The 16,653-nt window shown below is 59.1% G+C and carries 17 protein-coding genes; 7 read left to right on the top strand and 10 right to left on the bottom strand.

The features are described from left to right. Positions 1–6: 6 nt before the first annotated feature. From pheS to thrS, 5 genes are all read right to left on the bottom strand, one after another. On the bottom strand, positions 7–1,044 hold the full coding sequence (pheS, locus tag VOI35_RS03020) for a phenylalanine--tRNA ligase subunit alpha (RefSeq protein ID WP_407276422.1): 1,038 nt from the start codon (positions 1,042–1,044) through the stop codon (positions 7–9). A gap of 230 nt (positions 1,045–1,274) precedes the next feature. Further along, positions 1,275–1,634 (bottom strand): 50S ribosomal protein L20, encoded by a 360-nt coding sequence (gene rplT, locus VOI35_RS03015; protein WP_407276421.1) that lies wholly within the window; start codon positions 1,632–1,634, stop codon positions 1,275–1,277. Between the two features lie 15 nt (positions 1,635–1,649). Further along, positions 1,650–1,844, bottom strand: a complete 195-nt coding sequence (gene rpmI / locus VOI35_RS03010) for a 50S ribosomal protein L35 (RefSeq protein WP_407276420.1) — start codon at positions 1,842–1,844, stop codon at positions 1,650–1,652. A gap of 255 nt (positions 1,845–2,099) precedes the next feature. Beyond that, positions 2,100–2,648, bottom strand: a complete 549-nt coding sequence (gene infC / locus VOI35_RS03005) for a translation initiation factor IF-3 (protein WP_407276781.1) — start codon at positions 2,646–2,648, stop codon at positions 2,100–2,102. 240 nt (positions 2,649–2,888) lie between these two features. Beyond that, positions 2,889–4,823 (bottom strand): threonine--tRNA ligase, encoded by a 1,935-nt coding sequence (thrS, locus tag VOI35_RS03000; RefSeq protein ID WP_407276419.1) that lies wholly within the window; start codon positions 4,821–4,823, stop codon positions 2,889–2,891. 302 nt (positions 4,824–5,125) lie between these two features. Between thrS and VOI35_RS02995 the strand changes: the two genes are divergently transcribed. The 7 genes from VOI35_RS02995 (at position 5,126) to mltF (ending at position 11,523) form a co-directional block, all read left to right on the top strand. Beyond that, positions 5,126–5,842 (top strand): DUF484 family protein, encoded by a 717-nt coding sequence (locus VOI35_RS02995; protein ID WP_407276418.1) that lies wholly within the window; start codon positions 5,126–5,128, stop codon positions 5,840–5,842. 8 nt (positions 5,843–5,850) lie between these two features. Continuing rightward, complete coding sequence (locus VOI35_RS02990; RefSeq protein ID WP_407276417.1) at positions 5,851–6,837, top strand: tyrosine recombinase XerC; 987 nt, start codon at positions 5,851–5,853, stop codon at positions 6,835–6,837. 57 nt (positions 6,838–6,894) lie between these two features. After that, positions 6,895–7,434, top strand: a complete 540-nt coding sequence (gene hslV, locus VOI35_RS02985) for an ATP-dependent protease subunit HslV (protein ID WP_407276416.1) — start codon at positions 6,895–6,897, stop codon at positions 7,432–7,434. Then, a complete protein-coding gene (hslU, locus tag VOI35_RS02980; RefSeq protein ID WP_407276780.1) occupies positions 7,428–8,771 on the top strand; it encodes an ATP-dependent protease ATPase subunit HslU in 1,344 nt (447 codons plus the stop codon). The genes hslV and hslU overlap by 7 nt, the downstream gene beginning before the upstream one ends. 15 nt (positions 8,772–8,786) lie before the next feature. Further along, entirely contained in the window at positions 8,787–9,224 is a 438-nt protein-coding gene (locus VOI35_RS02975; protein WP_407276415.1) for a gamma-butyrobetaine hydroxylase-like domain-containing protein, read from the top strand. Continuing rightward, complete coding sequence (gene ubiE, locus VOI35_RS02970; protein ID WP_407276414.1) at positions 9,221–9,964, top strand: bifunctional demethylmenaquinone methyltransferase/2-methoxy-6-polyprenyl-1,4-benzoquinol methylase UbiE; 744 nt, start codon at positions 9,221–9,223, stop codon at positions 9,962–9,964. Before VOI35_RS02975 ends, ubiE begins: the two co-directional genes overlap by 4 nt. A 77-nt stretch (positions 9,965–10,041) precedes the next feature. Beyond that, positions 10,042–11,523, top strand: a complete 1,482-nt coding sequence (gene mltF / locus VOI35_RS02965) for a membrane-bound lytic murein transglycosylase MltF (protein WP_407276413.1) — start codon at positions 10,042–10,044, stop codon at positions 11,521–11,523. A gap of 149 nt (positions 11,524–11,672) precedes the next feature. Here mltF and pyrF read toward each other — a convergent pair whose 3' ends face one another. The 5 genes from pyrF to aroA all read right to left on the bottom strand — a co-directional run bounded on the left by pyrF (position 11,673) and on the right by aroA (position 16,646). Then, entirely contained in the window at positions 11,673–12,413 is a 741-nt protein-coding gene (gene pyrF, locus VOI35_RS02960; RefSeq protein ID WP_407276412.1) for an orotidine-5'-phosphate decarboxylase, read from the bottom strand. Further along, a complete protein-coding gene (locus VOI35_RS02955) occupies positions 12,382–12,684 on the bottom strand; it encodes an integration host factor subunit beta (protein ID WP_407276411.1) in 303 nt (100 codons plus the stop codon). Before VOI35_RS02955 ends, pyrF begins: the two co-directional genes overlap by 32 nt. Positions 12,685–12,842: 158 nt before the next feature. Further along, positions 12,843–14,522, bottom strand: coding sequence for a 30S ribosomal protein S1 (rpsA, locus tag VOI35_RS02950; protein ID WP_407276410.1), 1,680 nt, complete (start codon positions 14,520–14,522; stop codon positions 12,843–12,845). A 106-nt stretch (positions 14,523–14,628) separates the two neighbouring features. After that, positions 14,629–15,297 (bottom strand): (d)CMP kinase, encoded by a 669-nt coding sequence (cmk, locus tag VOI35_RS02945; protein ID WP_407276409.1) that lies wholly within the window; start codon positions 15,295–15,297, stop codon positions 14,629–14,631. Continuing rightward, the gene (gene aroA, locus VOI35_RS02940; protein ID WP_407276779.1) at positions 15,294–16,646 is read right to left on the bottom strand and encodes a 3-phosphoshikimate 1-carboxyvinyltransferase; all 1,353 of its coding nucleotides are present in this window, start codon (positions 16,644–16,646) and stop codon (positions 15,294–15,296) included. The genes cmk and aroA overlap by 4 nt, the downstream gene beginning before the upstream one ends. Positions 16,647–16,653: the final 7 nt, after the last annotated feature.

Here is a 16,653-nt window from a genome sequence, read left to right as displayed (position 1 = left end):
AATCGGTCAGGCAAACTGCGCCAGGAAACGCAGATCGTTCTCAAAAAAAGCACGCAGGTCGTCAACGCCGTACCGCAACATGGCCAAGCGTTCGACCCCCATGCCGATCGCAAAACCACTCACTTTCGCCGGATCATAGCCGACGGCCCGCAGCACATTGGGATGCACCATGCCGCTGCCCAGAACTTCGATCCAACCGGTTTTCTTGCACACCCGGCAGCCTTGCCCCTGACAATGCACGCACTGGATATCGACTTCTGCGGAAGGCTCCGTGAACGGGAAAAATGAGGGCCGCAACCGAATCGGCAAATCATCCTGTTCAAACAACGCCGCCAAAAATTGTTTGAGGGTCGCGCGCAAATCGGTAAAACGCACCGATTCCGCCACATACAACACCTCAATCTGGTGAAACATCGGCGAATGGGTCATATCCGAATCACAACGATAAACCCGCCCCGGCGCGATCACCTTTAGCGGCGGCTGCTGTTGCTGCATGGTGCGAATTTGTACCGGCGAAGTATGCGTGCGCAACAGGCGCTCCGCATCGAAATAGAAAGTATCGTGCATCGCCCGCGCCGGATGGGTCAGCGGAATATTGAGCGCCGTAAAGTTATGCCAGTCATCCTCGATCTCCGGCCCCTCGGCAATCTGATAGCCCATCTGACCAAAAATCGTGGTGATCCGGCGAATCATACGAGAAATCGGATGCACCGCCCCCGGCATCTGCATCCGGCCGGGCAGCGTCACATCCAGCCGTTCCGACTTCAGCCGCGCGGCCAGCGCCGCCTCAGCCAGCGACACCTTGCGTTCTGCTAATGCGGCGAGGATTGCCTCCTTCACCTCATTGATTTCGGCTCCGCGCGCGCGGCGCGTTTCGGGATCGAGCTGTCCCAAGGCTTTCATCAGATCCGTGAGCACACCTTTCTTGCCGGTGTACTGCACCCGCAACGCCTCCAATGCCTCCAGATCCGCTGCTTGAGCAATCGCGGCCAACGCCGACACCTGCAACGACTGGGTTGCCTCCGGGGAAAGAGAGTCAGTCACAAACACACTCCATTCAACGATTGGTGGGAACCGCAGCCTTCGACGAGACGCCGAGGATCGCTCCGGTAAAATCCACGCGGAGCCAATCAGCCCCGTTTTATCCAAACAGATTCGCCTTGACACACCGTGCAGCAGAAAACCCAGCCGGAAACAAAAAAGGCGCCCTGCAAAGAGCGCCTGATTGTATGCGAATTCTGACCGACGGCGGATAGGCCGCCGCCCTATCGACCTTACAGACCGAGCGCCGCTTTGGCCTGCGCCGCAATGGCTGCAAACGCCGGCTTATCGAACACCGCCAGATCAGCCAATACTTTGCGGTCGATCTCGATATTCGCCTTATGGATCCCTTCCATCAAGCGGCTGTAAGAAATCTCGTTGACACGAGCTTCCGCATTGATCCGGGCAATCCACAAGGAACGGAAAGTGCGCTTTTTCGCGCGGCGGTCACGATAGGCATACTGCCCCGCTTTGATGACCGCTTGATGAGCCACCCGGAATGTCCGGGAACGGGCACCGTAGTACCCTTTGGCTTTGTCCATCACTTTTTTATGTTTGGCGCGAGCATTCACGCCGCGTTTTACGCGTGCCATGGGTCAAGTCCTCCGTTAAGCGTAGGGCAGCATGATATGAATCGACGGAACATCGCGCTCGTGAACGAACGCCGGTGAACCGAGCTGACGCTTACGCTTGGATGACTTTTTCGTCAGGATATGGCGCAGATGTGATTGCTTGCGCTTCACACCGCCGGCGGTGATTTTGAACCGCTTGGCTGCGCCGCGATTAGATTTGATCTTCGGCATGTTTGACTCCAGTTTGACCATGTTTTGGTGTGAACACCCGGCGCGTCGGAGCAGTCGGTAACGCGAACGGGGCTATTCCCAAGCTTTCTGCCCGGCCTGTTGACCACAGGCCACCGCAAGAGCGAGGGATTCAGTCGGGAAAGCCCGACTCGCCGCCAGCCAGGCTAAAAAAGCCATAAGCAAAAGCGGCGCGAAAGTATACGAGAATGCTGCCAAAAAGCCAAGGGACTAGTGGGTCGCCCCGGTATATTGCACCTATTTTTTCGGCGCCAGCACCATCGTCACTTGCCGACCCTCCATTTTGGGCCGCTGTTCAACGATCGCCAATTCAGCCAGATCCTTTTCGATGCGATCCAGTAATTCCCCCGCAATTTCCTTATGCGCCATTTCCCGGCCACGGAATCGGAGGGTGATTTTGGCTTTGTCGCCGTCTTCTAAAAACCGGACGATACTGCGCATTTTGACTTGGTAATCATGATCTTCCGTTCCCGGACGAAATTTGATTTCCTTGACCTCGATCTGTTTCTGCTTTTTACGCGCCTCAGCTTGCTTTTTGCTTTGCTGATACTTGAACTTGCCGTAATCCATGATCTTGCAGACGGGCGGCGTGGCATTGGCAGCCACCTCGACGAGATCCAGCGAGACTTCAGCGGCACGCATCAGCGCATCGCGCGTGCGCACGATGCCAGCTTGCTCGCCGTTTTCATCGATCAACCGAATTTCTCGGGCGGTAATTTCACCATTGATGCGCGGTTCATCTGGGTCGCGCGCGGCAGGGGCTTGGGGGGCACGGAGCTGAGCTATCTTCTTATCCTCAAATATTCAAAAACATCCGCGGCCACGCGACATGCCCGAAGAGGCTTTGCCGTGGCCGCAGTCAATCAGGGGCAATATGTTAATACGCCCGTCTATTGATGCAAGTCTTTATCCAACGAACCCGCAGTTGCCACCGGATTACCCACCAGATCCCGTCTGCATGCTGGCGGATCGGGGCGCGTTGCAATCAAGGCAATCCGTTGACACCGGGTGACGAGCGGCGCTGGCTTACCCATTACCCCCCTGCACCGGGGGGCTCGACTCAACGCGAACCTGCTCAAGCAACTGCGTCAACAGGGCTTCGATCGGTCGCACGCCCAAATCCTGCCCTTCCCGGGTGCGCACGGCGATGGACTGGGTTTCCATCTCCCGGTCACCGGCCACCAGCAAATAGGGTACGCGAGCCAGGGTATGCTCCCGAATCTTGAATCCGACTTTTTCATTGCGCAGATCCGCTTCCACCCGTAGCCCCGCCGCTTTGAACCGGGCGGTCACTGCTTCGACATAGGCTGCGTGTTTGTCGGTAATCCCCATGACCACGACCTGAACCGGCGCCAGCCAGAACGGCAGCAGGCCCGCATGGTGTTCGATCAGGATGCCGATAAACCGCTCCATGGAACCGACGATCGCGCGGTGCAACATCACCGGATGACGGCGCTCGCTGTGTTCGTCCACATAGGTCGCCCCCAGGCGCTCCGGCATCATGAAATCGACCTGAATCGTGCCGAGCTGCCACGTGCGGCCAATCGCGTCTTTCAGGTGGTACTCGATTTTCGGTCCATAGAACGCACCTTCGCCCGGCAATTCCGTCCAGGCCACCCCGGCCGCCGATAATGCCCCGCGCAGCGCGGCTTCGGCCTGATCCCAGACGGCATCGGTGCCCAGTCGCTTCTCCGGGCGCAGGGCGATTTTGACCTGTATATCGGTAAAGCCGAAGGTGGCATAGACCGCCAACGCCTGTTCATGGAAGGCTTTGACCTCGGATTCGATCTGGCTTTCCATGCAGAAAATGTGGCCGTCATCCTGAGTAAACCCCCGCACCCGCAGAATGCCGTGCAGTGCGCCGGAAGGCTCATTACGATGGCAGGCACCAAACTCGCCATACCGAATCGGCAGATCGCGGTAGCTGTGCAGGCCGTGGTTGAAGACCTGCACATGACCGGGGCAGTTCATCGGCTTCACGGCAAAGCTGCGCTTCTCCGATTCCGTGAAAAACATGTTTTCCTGGTAGTTATCCCAGTGGCCGGATTTCTTCCACAGCGACACATCCAGAATTTGCGGGCAACGCACTTCCGAATAGCCTGAGGCGCGATACACCCCGCGCATGTGCTGCTCGATCACCTGCCACAACGCCCAGCCCTTGGGATGCCAGAACACCAGGCCCGGCGCTTCTTCCTGAAAATGAAACAGATTTTGCTGCTTGCCGATGCGCCGGTGGTCGCGCTTTTCCGCCTCGGCCAGTTGGTGCAGATAGGCTTTCAGCTCCTTTTCGGTGGCAAACGCCGTCCCGTAAATGCGCGTCAGCATCGGGTTTTTGGCATCCCCACGCCAGTAGGCACCCGCCACTTTCATCAGCTTGAACACTGTGAGCCGATTGGTATTCGGCACATGCGGACCGCGACAAAAATCGGTGAAATCCCCCTGGGTGTAGAGGGTCAGTTCTTCCGTTTCGGGGATGCTTTGAATGATCTCAACCTTGAATTCTTCACCCAGCTGATCGAAAAACTGCACAGCATTCGCCCGATCGACGACACGACGGGTCAATTCATCGCCCCGCGCAGCCAGTTCGTGCATTCTCGCCTCGATCGCGGCCAAATCTTCATCGTTGAAGGGGCGCTCGAAGTAGAAGTCATAGTAGAAGCCGTTGTCGATGACCGGGCCAATGGTGACCTGCGCGCTGGGATACAACTGTTTGACCGCCTGCGCCATCAGATGTGCGGTCGAATGACGGATCACCTCCAGTCCTTCGGCATCCTTGGCGGTGACGATGGCGATCGCCGCGTCTTTGTCCACCGTGCGCGACAAATCCACGAGCTTGCCGTCGATCTTGCCCGCAATGGCTGCCTTGGCAAGGCCGGAACCAATGTCGGCGGCTATCTCGGCCAGCGTCACCGGATGATCAAAATGGCGTTGGGATGAATCAGGTAGGGTAATCGTCGGCATGACGCTCTCCTTTGGCAGTGGCGGCTACTACGACAAACCGCGTGTTTCAGGGGCGATACGGGCGGGTGCAGGCAGGACCGGCAGCAGGTTCCGAATCGGAAAGTACAGGATTGGCGCCCCGCCCAACGGCAGCGGGTCACGCCAATCCAGAAGCCCGACATTGTATGCGAAGATGCTGTCGTAAGACACGCGCTGCCCGATCAAAAGGGGCGGGTTCCTGCGATCACTCATTGCGGGCAGGCCAGAATCTCGCTATGGTGCAATTTCCGCTTGAATATCATCACTAGAATCCGAGTCGAGCCATGACCGACGCCACCGCCCCCCGCCTTGATACCCCCAGTTTGCCGACGAAGGAAGCCCTGCGCGCCTTATTCGAACAGCACGCCGATTATTTGGCGCAATCTCTCGCGCTCGAGTCGCCCCGGGTTTTGGCGGATTTCGTTCAGGCGGCCATCGAGGCGCAACCCGACTGGCTGGGTGCCGTCGATCTGCCCGAACCGGAAGGGGGGGTAATCAGCCTGCCCCATCGCCAGCTCAGAACGCTGCGGGCACAACTCGCTGCGCAAGCAAGCGTCGTCAGTTACCTGCACCAGACCGCAGAACAGAACGCGGCGATGGATCGCAAGATGCACGAATTCACCTGTGCGCTGCTGACGACGGCGCGCGGCGACGCCGATGCGCTCTGCGCACTGCTGCGCAGCCATTTCTCGATTGATGTCACCACCCTGCACACCTGGCGCAGCTTGGATCCGTCCGCTCAACACGCCTTGCAGGGCTGGAAAGCCAGCGGCACCCCGCTCTGCGGTCGTCTGAGTGATCCCCAGCGCAGCGCCTTGCTCGGTGCCGAATTTCCGCATACGGGCTCAGCCGCCGTCGTCGCCGTGCCAGGCGCGCTGGCCGATGATCTGCAGGTGCTGGCAATGGGGCGCTTTGCGCCCGACGGGTTTACCCCCGCACAAGGCACGCTGTTTCTGACCCAAATCGGCGAACTCGCCAGCGCCTTTCTCCGCACGGCCTGAACTGCCGCATGTCCGATGAGATTCCAGCCTTGACCCACGCTCCGGCCCATAGGTTGGCTCACAGCTTGGCTCAGGCACTGGACAATGCCACAGCGCGTTTGCATCAACACCTGCGGCTGTCGGAAAAATCCCGCCAAGCCTATGCGCAGGACTGGCAAGCGCTGGGGCGCTATCTGGCCACGCTCTCCTGCCGTGAGACAGAACAACTCGATGATCGTTGCCTGCGCGGTTTTCTCGCGGCGCGTCACCAGGCCGGCCTCAGCCCGGCAAGCCTCGCCCGAACCGCCTCGGCGCTCCGTTGGCTGCTGAAAGACTGGCGCGCCCAGGGCATCCCCTGTCCTGCCAGCCCCGAGGCACTCAAACCTCCGAAAGCGGCCAAGAAACTGCCGAACGCCCCCAGCATTGAAACGCTCAGCCAGCTACTGGACACCCCCACCCCAGACACGCCCATCAACCGGCGCGATCTGGCCATGCTGGAACTGACCTACAGCGCCGGGCTGCGAATTGCGGAACTGGTCGGGCTCGATCTCAGCGATCTCGATCGGCAGAGTGGCATCGCCCGCGTCACCGGCAAACGCAACAAGACCCGACTTGTCCCGGTCGGCAGCCAAGCCCTCGACGCGCTCGATGCCTGGTTGCCGCACCGGCTCCGCTGGCTGAAAAATCCCGCAGAACCGGCATTATTCATCAACCGCCTTGGCCAACGACTCAGCACCCGTTCAGTCGAACTCCGGCTTAATCAGTGCGCCCAGCGCGCGGGACTCAATCAGCCGCTCCACCCACATCAATTGCGGCATGCCTTTGCGACGCATCTGCTCGAATCCTCGGGTGATTTGCGCGCCGTGCAGGAACTGCTGGGGCACGAAAGTCTGGCGACTACGCAAATCTACACCCATCTGGATTTTGCCCATTTAGCCCAAGTGTATGAAGCCGCACACCCGCGTGCCCGCCGCACGGCATCGCGCACAGCGGAAAACCCCATCGAGCCCGATTGATTTTTTTTGACCCGCCCCCACTCTTAAGCACATTGTCCCGCAGCAGGCGAACGCACGATGGAAAATTTTCACGGCACCACGATTCTCTGTGTCCGCAAAGACGGACAAACCGTCATCGGCGGCGATGGTCAAGTCACGCTCGGCCACACCGTTGTCAAAGGCAATGCCCGCAAGGTACGCCGGCTGTACAACGGCGCCGTCGTAGCGGGGTTTGCCGGGGCGACGGCCGATGCCTTCACCCTGTTTGAGAAATTTGAAGCCAATCTGGAAAAATTTAGCGGCAATCTGACCCGTTCCGCAGTGGAACTGGCCAAAGAATGGCGCACCGATCGCGCCATGCGCCGCCTCGAAGCCCTGCTGATCGTGGCGGATCGCCAGAGCATGCTCACAATCAGTGGCAATGGCGATGTGATCGAACCAGAATCCGACCTGATTGCCATTGGCTCGGGCGGTGCCTATGCCCAGGCAGCCGCCACCGCCTTGCTCCGCCACGGCAATTTGCCGGCGCGCGGTATTGTCGAAGCGGCGCTGAACATTGCCGCCGACATCTGCATCTACACCAACCACCAACTCACCATCGAAGGGCTGGAATCATGAATCTGACGCCCCAGCAAATCGTTGCCGAACTCGATAAACATATCGTCGGCCAGGCCAAAGCCAAGCGCGCCGTCGCCATCGCCCTGCGCAACCGCTGGCGGCGGCAACAAACTCCCGAGGCTCTGCGCAGCGAAATCACACCCAAGAACATTCTGATGATCGGCCCGACCGGCGTCGGCAAAACCGAGATTGCCCGCCGCCTCGCCAAACTGGCCGAGGCGCCGTTTTTGAAAGTCGAAGCCACCAAGTTCACGGAAGTGGGGTATGTCGGCCGCGATGTCGAATCCATCATCCGTGATCTGGCGGATGTCGGCATCAAAATGCAACGAGAAATCGCCACGCAGGCGGTTCGAGACAAGGCCGCGATTGCCGCAGAAAACCGTATTCTCGACATCCTGCTGCCCGCCCCGCGAGATGACTGGTCTCATGCCACCGATGACAGCCATCGTGATGAGGCGTACCAAAAGACCCGTGAAAAATTCCGCCTCAAACTCCAGGCAGGCGAACTCGATGAACGGGAAATCGACATCGAACTCAAGGCACAGAATGCCCAGGTGGATATTCTCTCCCCACCCGGCATGGAGGAAATGGCCAGCCAGATTCGTGGCATGTTCCAGAACTTAAGCCAGCAAAAAACCAAACAGCAGCGCCTCACGGTGCGGGAAGCGTTCAAGCGGCTGACGGATGAAGAAGCCGCCAATCTGGTGAATGAGGAAGAGCTCCGCCAGGCGGCGCTGGAGCGCGTCGAGCAGCATGGCATCGTGTTTATCGACGAGTTGGACAAAATCGCCCGCCGGGGCGAATACGGCGGCGGCGAGGTTTCACGGGAAGGCGTTCAGCGCGATCTGCTGCCGATCATCGAAGGCTCGACCGTCAACACCAAACTCGGCATGATTAAAACCGACCATATCCTGTTCATCACCTCGGGCGCGTTCCACCTGAGCAAGCCCTCCGATCTCATCCCCGAACTCCAGGGGCGCCTGCCGATCCGGGTGGAACTCGATGCGTTGACGGCCGAAGATTTCGTCCGCATCCTCACTGAACCCGACGCCGCCCTCACCCGGCAACACAGCGCCCTGCTGGCGGCAGAAGGCTTGACGGTTCACTTCACCCCGGCAGCCATCACCCGCATGGCGGAAATTGCCTATGAGGTCAACCGGCGCACAGAAAACATCGGCGCCCGGCGTTTACACACGGTCATGGAGCACCTGCTGGAAGAATTGAGCTTCAACGCCAACGAACGCGCCGGACAAACGATCGAAATCGACGCGGCCTTCGTCGAAGAGCGACTGGGCTCACTCGCACAAGATGAAGACTTAAGTCGCTTCATTCTGTAATCCATCCGCTCATCCATGAATCGGCCGCAGCTCTCCCGTATCACCTGGAACAAGGCCGCGCAGAGCTTGGCGCTGGCATTCCGCGACGGCACCGAGGCGGTACTCTCCGCCGAATTTTTGCGGGTGTTCAGCCCCTCGGCGGAAGTCCGTGGTCACGGCGGGGGCGAGCCGATGCTGGTGATCGGCAAATCCGCGGTCAAACTATTGACCGTGGAACCGGTGGGCCGCTATGCGTTCAAACTGGGGTTCGATGACGGGCATGACAGTGGTTTGTACGATATGACGACGCTTTATACCCTGTGTCAGAATCACGCGGCGCTGTGGCAAAACTATCAAGCCAGACTCGCTACCCTGGGGCTTCTCCCCGCCCATGATCCGCCAGCGACCGTCCGCATCACGGATGTGCTGGCACGGCAATCCGCCCAACAACCCGACGAGAATTCCCCGCCATGACCGAACACACGCATTTTGGCTATCAGCAAGTCCCCGCCGAAGAGAAAGTGCGGCTCGTCGGTCGGGTATTCGACTCCGTCGCCAGCCGCTACGATGTAATGAATGACGCCATGTCTTTCGGCATTCATCGAATCTGGAAGCGCATCGCGCTCGAACATACCGGCTTGCGCCCCGGTATGCGCGTGCTCGATCTGGCGTCCGGCACCGGCGATCTCGCCCTGAAAATGGCCGGCATGGTGGGCAGCCAGGGTCTGGTGATTCTCTCAGACATCAATGCCAACATGCTCGCTGAAGGCCGGAGCAAACTCGATAATGCCGGCATCCTGAACAATGTGGGTTATGTGCTGGCGAACGCCCAGTATCTCCCCTTTCCCAGCAACCACTTTGACTGCATCACCATCGGCTTTGGCCTGCGCAATGTCACGGACAAAGCCATCGCGCTGCGCGAAATGGCACGCAGCATCAAACCCGGCGGGCGGGTCGTCGTGCTCGAATTTTCCAAACCCATCAGCCCAATGATCAGCAAAGCCTACGATTTTTACTCCTTCACGGCACTCCCTACCCTCGGTAAGCTGATTGCCAAAGATGCCGACAGTTACCGCTATCTGGCCGAGTCGATCCGCATGCATCCCGACCAGGCCGCCCTGAAATCGATGATGCTGGAGAGTGGGTTCGATCAGGTGGATGTCGTCAACCTTAGCCTCGGCGTCGTCGCGCTGCACATCGGGTATAAATTCTGATCCGCCGCCGCCCCCAGATCCCCGCCCCCAAGACGCCGTGGTGGCTGCACCTCGTTGGGGTCGTTTTTTTATTTCTGGTGCCGCTGATCTGGTGGATTCATACCTACGCCCCCAACGCCCAGCAAACCGATGAACAACGGCAACTCAGCCTGGCGTTTGAGCGCGTTCCGCAGTTGATTCAGATCAAGGCAAGGGGCTATTTACGGGTCGCCACACTCGTGAGCCCGACGATTTATGTCCCCGACGATCATCATCCGCAAGGGCTGGAATATGATCTGGTGACCCGTTTCGCCGAACAGTTGGGGCTACCCGTCCGGTTCATCCAGGCCAAGGATATCGACGATGCCTATGCCTTGGTGGCACATAATCAGGCCGATTTCGCTGCGGCTGGACTGGTGGTCAACCCAGATCGCGAGGCGGAATTCCGCTATGGCCCCAGCTATCTCTCCGTTCGTCGGCAACTGATTTACCGCACCGGAAGCAATCGGCCTAAAGGATTGCAAGACTTGGGCGATGCCACCCTTGCTGTAGAAGCCGGTTCTAGTAGCCAAAATTGGCTGTCGCAGCAAACAAAAACGCAAGGCCTGCTCAACCCTTCGCCATCGGCGGACGATCTCGGTCAAGCCACGGAAGACCTCCCCGATTCGCATTACGCCATTCGTGTTCAGGTGGAACCGAGTGGTTTGCGCACCCTTGAGGCGCTTGAACAAGGCAAGGTGGACTACGCCATCGTGTTATCCCACCAGGCGCTGTTAGGGCAAAAAATGTCGGACAAAATCCGCGTGGCCACGGATCTAGGCCCCCCAGTCTCATTCGCCTGGGCGTTTTCCCGCTTGGCCGATCGTTCGCTGTATGACGAGGCGCTCGTTTTCTTCAACAAACTGCGACAAAGCGGGGAATTACGCACGCTGATCGACCGGCACTATGCCCAGTTTGAGCAGCTCGATCAGAAACTGGCGCAAAACTTTCTGAGTGATGTCGAGAATCGGATCAGCCCGTATCTGTCCGCCTTCAAAGCCGCCGGTAAAAAATATCAGATCGATTGGCGCCTGCTCGCGGCCATGGCGTACCAGGAATCAAAATGGCAGCCGAATGCCGAATCGCATAAAGGCGCCTACGGCATGATGCAAATCACACCGCCCACCGCGCAATCCATCGGGCTGAACAATCCGGGCAACCCAACCGAAAACATCATGGCAGCCGCCAAGTACCTCAATCAGCTGCGCGATCAAGTCAATGACAACGCACCCGAACCGGATCGCACCTATCTGGCGATGGCGGCCTATAACATTGGCATTGGCCATCTGAACGATGCCATTACGCTGACCACTCAACAGGGCGGCAATCCGGATCGCTGGCGCGATATCCGAGCCCGCCTGCTCCAGCTTTCTGAACCGGCGGTGTATCGCAAACTCAAGGCAGGCTTCGCCCAAGGCGAACAAACCGTGCAATATGTCGAAAATATCCGGGCGCTACACGATTTGCTGATCTGGGTCGAATTGCATCGCGACCAAACCGAGTCTGCCCGGGCTCAAGAAACCCAGCAGATCAGCAACTGACCGGAGATCGAGCCAGAAATCGGGTCAGGCTGCAGCAAGGGCGCGTGCCCTAGCAGGCCGTTGAGAAAGGGAAGGAAAGCCCTTTTTCAACATCCTGCTATGGGATTTTGACTCGTCGTCACGCCAGACGGTAGCCGGTTAAACCGTTGTTAATCCAGACTTGCCAGAATGGCATCCAGCGCCGCAGCCGGATCCGGTGCCCGCGTGATCGGACGCCCGATCACCAGCGCGGTCGCACCGGCATCCATGGCTTCGCGGGGCGTCATAATGCGAGATTGGTCATCGGCGGCAGTTCCCGCCGGACGAATCCCCGGCGTGACGATCCAGGGGTGTGCCTGGGTAAAAATGTCACGCATGTGGCGGGCTTCCCAGGCAGAGCAAACCACGCCATCCAAGCCTTCCTCCGCCGCCATCTGCGCCAGCGCAGCCACTTGATCAGGCAATGCGCGCTGAATGCCCACTTCCTGTAGCGCCGATTGATCCATGGAAGTCAGCACGGTCACCGCAATCAGTGCCGGCACCCCCGCCTCGGCCGGAATCGCACGCCGCGCCGCCGCCAGCATCGCCCGCCCACCACTGGCGTGCACATTGACAATCCGCACCCCCAGATCGGCTGCCGCGCGGCAGGCTTGCTCAACGGTATGCGGAATGTCGTGGAATTTCAGATCTAGAAAAACCGGGAAACCTTGTGCCACCAGCGCGCGCACCCACTCAGCGCCGGTGCGCGTGAACAGCTCTTTGCCGACTTTCAGACCACAGCGCCCCGGATCAAGCCGATGCATCAAGACCTCAGCCGCCGCCGGCTCCGAAAAATCCAGCGCGACATAAACCGGAGGGGGAACCGCTGCCATCTGCCCGTCAGCCGCGAATTTCCGTACCGGCGCGGTCATTCACCCGCTCACGCAGCTCTTTGCCCGGCTTGAAATGCGGCACATATTTGGAATCCAGTGACACACTTTCGCCCGATTTCGGATTACGACCGACCCGCGGTTTGCGGTAATTCAGGGAGAAACTGCCAAACCCACGGATCTCGATGCGTTCACCCCGCGCCATGGCGGCAATCATTTCATCCAGCATCAGCTTGACGGAGCTATCGATATCCCGCAGGGAAAGGAATTTTTGCCGTTCGGCCAGTTGTTCAATCAATTCGGACTTGGTCATTCCTGCATCCTTATGTTTTTCTTGATTTTGAAGAGGCATCCCGAACCAGCACCCCGTGCCAGTTGGGGATGCCAACCGATAGCCCTCAGGCACTCGGTTAGCTAGGCAAACAAAAACGCCATCAGCACGATGGCGTTGCGTTGACCAAAACTCGGAGATTACTCGCCGCGATTCATTTGCTCTTTGAGCAGATCGCCCAAAGTCGGCGCGCTCACCGTATTGCGGCTCAGCTCTTCCATGGCTTCAGATTCTTCTTGGGAATCTTTCGCGCGAATCGACAGGCTCACCATACGGTTTTTCCGATCGATCCCCATGACTTTGGCTTCAATCGAATCACCGGCATTCAGCACAGTGCGGGCATCATCGATCCGGTCACGGGAGATGTCCGAGGCACGCAGATAGCCTTCCACCCCGTTACCCAAATCAATGACTGCCCCGCGGGCATCCACTTCACGCACCGTGCCCGTGACGATTTTGCCTTTTTGGGTGTCGTTGCTGTATTGACCGACCGGGTCACTTTCCAGTTGTTTGAGCCCCAAAGAAATCCGTTCGCGCTCCGGATCGATGGCGATAACCACGGCTTCGATTTCTTCGCCTTTCTTGAATTGACGCACGGCTTCTTCGCCCGGCTCGCTCCAGGAAAGATCCGACAGGTGAATCAAGCCGTCGATCCCGCCTTCCAGACCAATGAACACGCCGAAATCGGTGATCGATTTGATTTGACCGCTGACCTTGTCCCCTTTCTGATGGGTCGCTGCGAACGCATCCCACGGATTGGCCTGGCACTGTTTCATGCCCAAGGAAATGCGGCGACGCTCCTCGTCGATGTCCAGGATCATCACCTCGACCTCATCCCCGACCGACACGACTTTACCCGGATTGACATTTTTGTTGGTCCAGTCCATCTCGGAGACATGCACCAAACCTTCCACGCCGTTGTCGATTTCGACGAAGCAACCATAATCGGTCAGGTTCGTCACCTTCCCGAACATGCGGCTGCTGATCGGGAAGCGGCGTGCCAGATCACTCCAGGGATCATCGCCCATTTGTTTCATGCCGAGCGATACGCGGTTGCGTTCGCGGTCGAACTTGAGCACTTTGACATCCACTTCATCGCCGATGTTGACGACTTCGGACGGATGTTTGACGCGCTTCCACGCCATGTCGGTGATGTGCAGCAGACCGTCGATGCCGCCGAGGTCGAGGAACGCGCCGTAATCGGTGAGGTTTTTGACCACCCCGCGCAGAACCATCCCTTCTTGCAGTTGATCCAGCAGGGCATCGCGTTCGGCGCTGTATTCCTGTTCGACAACGGCACGGCGAGAAACGACGACATTGTTGCGTTTCTGGTCGAGTTTGATGATTTTGAACTCGACATCCTTCCCTTCGAGGTAGGTGGTGTCGCGAATCGGGCGCACATCGACGAGCGAACCCGGCAGGAAGGCGCGAATCTCGCCCATTTCAACCGTAAAGCCGCCTTTGACCTTGCCGGTAATGCGGCCGGTCACGATTTCTTCGTTTTTGAAGGATTTTTCCAGCGCCGTCCAGGCACGGGCACGCAGGGCTTTTTCACGAGACAGCTTGGTTTCACCAAAGCCATCTTCCACGGATTCAAGCGCTACATCGACTTTGTCGCCGACCTTGACGGTCATCTGACCATTTTCATCGAGGAATTCAGCAGCGGGAATCACGCCTTCGGACTTCAGCCCGGTATCGATCACGACCACATCGTTGTTAATGGCAACGACGGTGCCTTCGATAATGGAGCCGGTTTGCATCTCGGCATTTTTCAGGCTTTCTTCAAAAAGATCGGCAAAACTTTCAATAACGGTTGACATGGGTGAGTGGTTTCCAAAAAACGAGCAGACGCTCCAAGATGTCTCTCGTGTCGGTCAAAAAATTGCCAGTCCGCATCCCTGGGTTGGCAAGCTGGTGCATTGACGCTCAATACACTTGGTTTAGTCCTCGGGCATGGATGAAATCCATCACCTGCGCTTCGACCGTTTCGATCGGCAACGCAGATGAATCGATTACCAAGGCATCCGCAGCGGGCACCAGAGGTGCCACGGCACGGCTGCGATCCCGTTGATCCCGTTCGCGAATCTCCGCGATGAGGGCGGGCAATTTAGCATAGAAGCCATTTTCGATCAACTGCTTATAGCGTCGTTCGGCGCGAATTTCGGCGCTGGCATCCAGAAAGATTTTGGCGGGCGCCTCGGGAAATACCACTGTCCCCATATCACGGCCATCTGCCACCAGACCCGGCGCCCGCGCAAAGGCTTTCTGCCGGTCGAACAACGCCGCCCGCACTTCGGGCCGGGCGGCAATCTGCGAGGCCATGGCACCCGTCTGTTCGGTACGCAGCACGCCATCGACGCACACCCCCGCGAGATAGATCGACCCATCCGGCGCAAAGCGCGCATCGAGCGTCTGCGCGAGGGTGACGACTTCCGGGGCGTCCAGCGCGACGCCAGCCTGGGCGGCAGCCAGCGCCGTCAGGCGATAAATCGCCCCGGAATCCAGCAGATGAAAGCCCAGACGGGTGGCCAGTCGACGCGCCAGCGTCCCTTTACCGGATCCGCTAGGCCCATCGATGGTAATGACGGGGATCATGCGCCCGACTCCTGTTGGGTCACTTGCAAGCCGCCGCCGACCGTTTGGAACAGGGTGGCAAAACCCGGGAAGGAGGTATCGACGAATTCGCAATGCTCGATGATGATCGTCCCGGCAGCGCGCAAGCCCGCCACAGCAAAAGCCATGGCGATGCGGTGGTCGCCATGGCAATCGATGCGTGCCTGACCAAACGGTAGCGCCTGATCGCCGGCACCTTCGATGATCATGCCGTCGGCCGTGGCCTCCGCCTGGATGCCCAATGCGGTCAGCCCATCGGCCATGACGGCAATCCGATCGGATTCCTTGACCCGCAGTTCTTCCGCACCGGTCAAGATGGTGCGCCCCGTTGCGCAGGCAGCGGCGACGAATAGCACCGGGAATTCGTCGATCGCCAGCGGCACCAAGGCTTCCGGGATGGTCACGCCGCGCAGGGCGGCGCTTTTGACGCGCAGATCCGCCACCGGCTCGCCACCGACTTCGCGGGGGGTTTCCACCGTGATGTCGGCGCCCATCAAACGCAGGATGTCGATCACGCCGGTACGGGTCGGGTTCATCCCCACATGACGCAGGGTGAGATCGGCACCGGGCGCAATCGAGGCGGCGACCAAAAAGAAGGCCGCCGATGAAATATCTGCCGGCACATCGATGGCGCGGGCCGTCAGCTTGCCGCCCCCCTGCACGCAGGCGCGGGCACCGTCCCGTGCCACGGCATAGCCAAAACCATGGAGCATCCGCTCGGTGTGATCGCGCGTGGGCGCGGGTTCGGTGACACAAGTTTGGCCTTCAGCATACAAACCCGCCAACAGCAGGCAGGATTTGACCTGCGCGCTGGCCATCGGCAGGCGATAGTCGATGCCCTTGAGCCGTTGCCCGCCAAGAATCCGCAGCGGCGCGCGCCCCTCGGCGGACTCGATCACCGCACCCATCTGCGTCAAGGGATCGATCACCCGCTTCATCGGTCGGCGGGACAGCGATTCATCGCCCGTGAGCACTGTTTCGAACGCTTGCCCGGCCAGAATCCCGGCCATCAGGCGCATCGAAGTCCCGGAATTGCCCACATACAAGGGCGCCGCCGGGGCTTTCAGACCGTAAAGCCCCACCCCTTCGACCCGAACATAGCCATCCACCGGCTCGGTGATCGGCACGCCCATCGCCCGAAAGCAACGCAGGGTATTGAGGCTGTCTTCCCCTTGCAAGAAGCCGGTGATTTCGGTCACGCCTTCCGCCAGGGCGCCCAGCATGATGGAGCGATGCGAGATCGACTTGTCGCCGGGCACGCGAATCGAGCCCGAGAGTGGGCGCGTCATCGGACAGGTGGTGTAGGTCACCGATGGCGTATTCTGCTGCATATTGGTA

It is taken from the genome of Halothiobacillus sp. DCM-1, assembly GCF_045689735.1.
Lineage (GTDB): Bacteria > Pseudomonadota > Gammaproteobacteria > Halothiobacillales > Halothiobacillaceae > Halothiobacillus.
The sequence above is the reverse complement of the archived record's forward strand: the minus strand, read 5'-3'. Positions and strand labels throughout refer to the sequence as shown.

What these genes read in the sequence shown, in the direction of transcription:
- VOI35_RS02955 (WP_407276411.1), bottom strand. Translation starts at nt 12,684, where the DNA reads ATGACCAAGTCCGAATTGATTGAACAACTGGCCGAACGGCAAAAATTC.
- rplT (WP_407276421.1), bottom strand. Translation starts at nt 1,634, where the DNA reads ATGGCACGCGTAAAACGCGGCGTGAATGCTCGCGCCAAACATAAAAAA.
- hslV (WP_407276416.1), top strand. Translation starts at nt 6,895, where the DNA reads ATGGAAAATTTTCACGGCACCACGATTCTCTGTGTCCGCAAAGACGGA.
- aroA (WP_407276779.1), bottom strand. Translation starts at nt 16,646, where the DNA reads ATGCAGCAGAATACGCCATCGGTGACCTACACCACCTGTCCGATGACG.
- pyrF (WP_407276412.1), bottom strand. Translation starts at nt 12,413, where the DNA reads ATGACCGCGCCGGTACGGAAATTCGCGGCTGACGGGCAGATGGCAGCG.
- rpsA (WP_407276410.1), bottom strand. Translation starts at nt 14,522, where the DNA reads ATGTCAACCGTTATTGAAAGTTTTGCCGATCTTTTTGAAGAAAGCCTG.
- VOI35_RS02990 (WP_407276417.1), top strand. Translation starts at nt 5,851, where the DNA reads ATGTCCGATGAGATTCCAGCCTTGACCCACGCTCCGGCCCATAGGTTG.
- rpmI (WP_407276420.1), bottom strand. Translation starts at nt 1,844, where the DNA reads ATGCCGAAGATCAAATCTAATCGCGGCGCAGCCAAGCGGTTCAAAATC.
- thrS (WP_407276419.1), bottom strand. Translation starts at nt 4,823, where the DNA reads ATGCCGACGATTACCCTACCTGATTCATCCCAACGCCATTTTGATCAT.
- VOI35_RS02995 (WP_407276418.1), top strand. Translation starts at nt 5,126, where the DNA reads ATGACCGACGCCACCGCCCCCCGCCTTGATACCCCCAGTTTGCCGACG.
- VOI35_RS02975 (WP_407276415.1), top strand. Translation starts at nt 8,787, where the DNA reads ATGAATCGGCCGCAGCTCTCCCGTATCACCTGGAACAAGGCCGCGCAG.
- cmk (WP_407276409.1), bottom strand. Translation starts at nt 15,297, where the DNA reads ATGATCCCCGTCATTACCATCGATGGGCCTAGCGGATCCGGTAAAGGG.
- ubiE (WP_407276414.1), top strand. Translation starts at nt 9,221, where the DNA reads ATGACCGAACACACGCATTTTGGCTATCAGCAAGTCCCCGCCGAAGAG.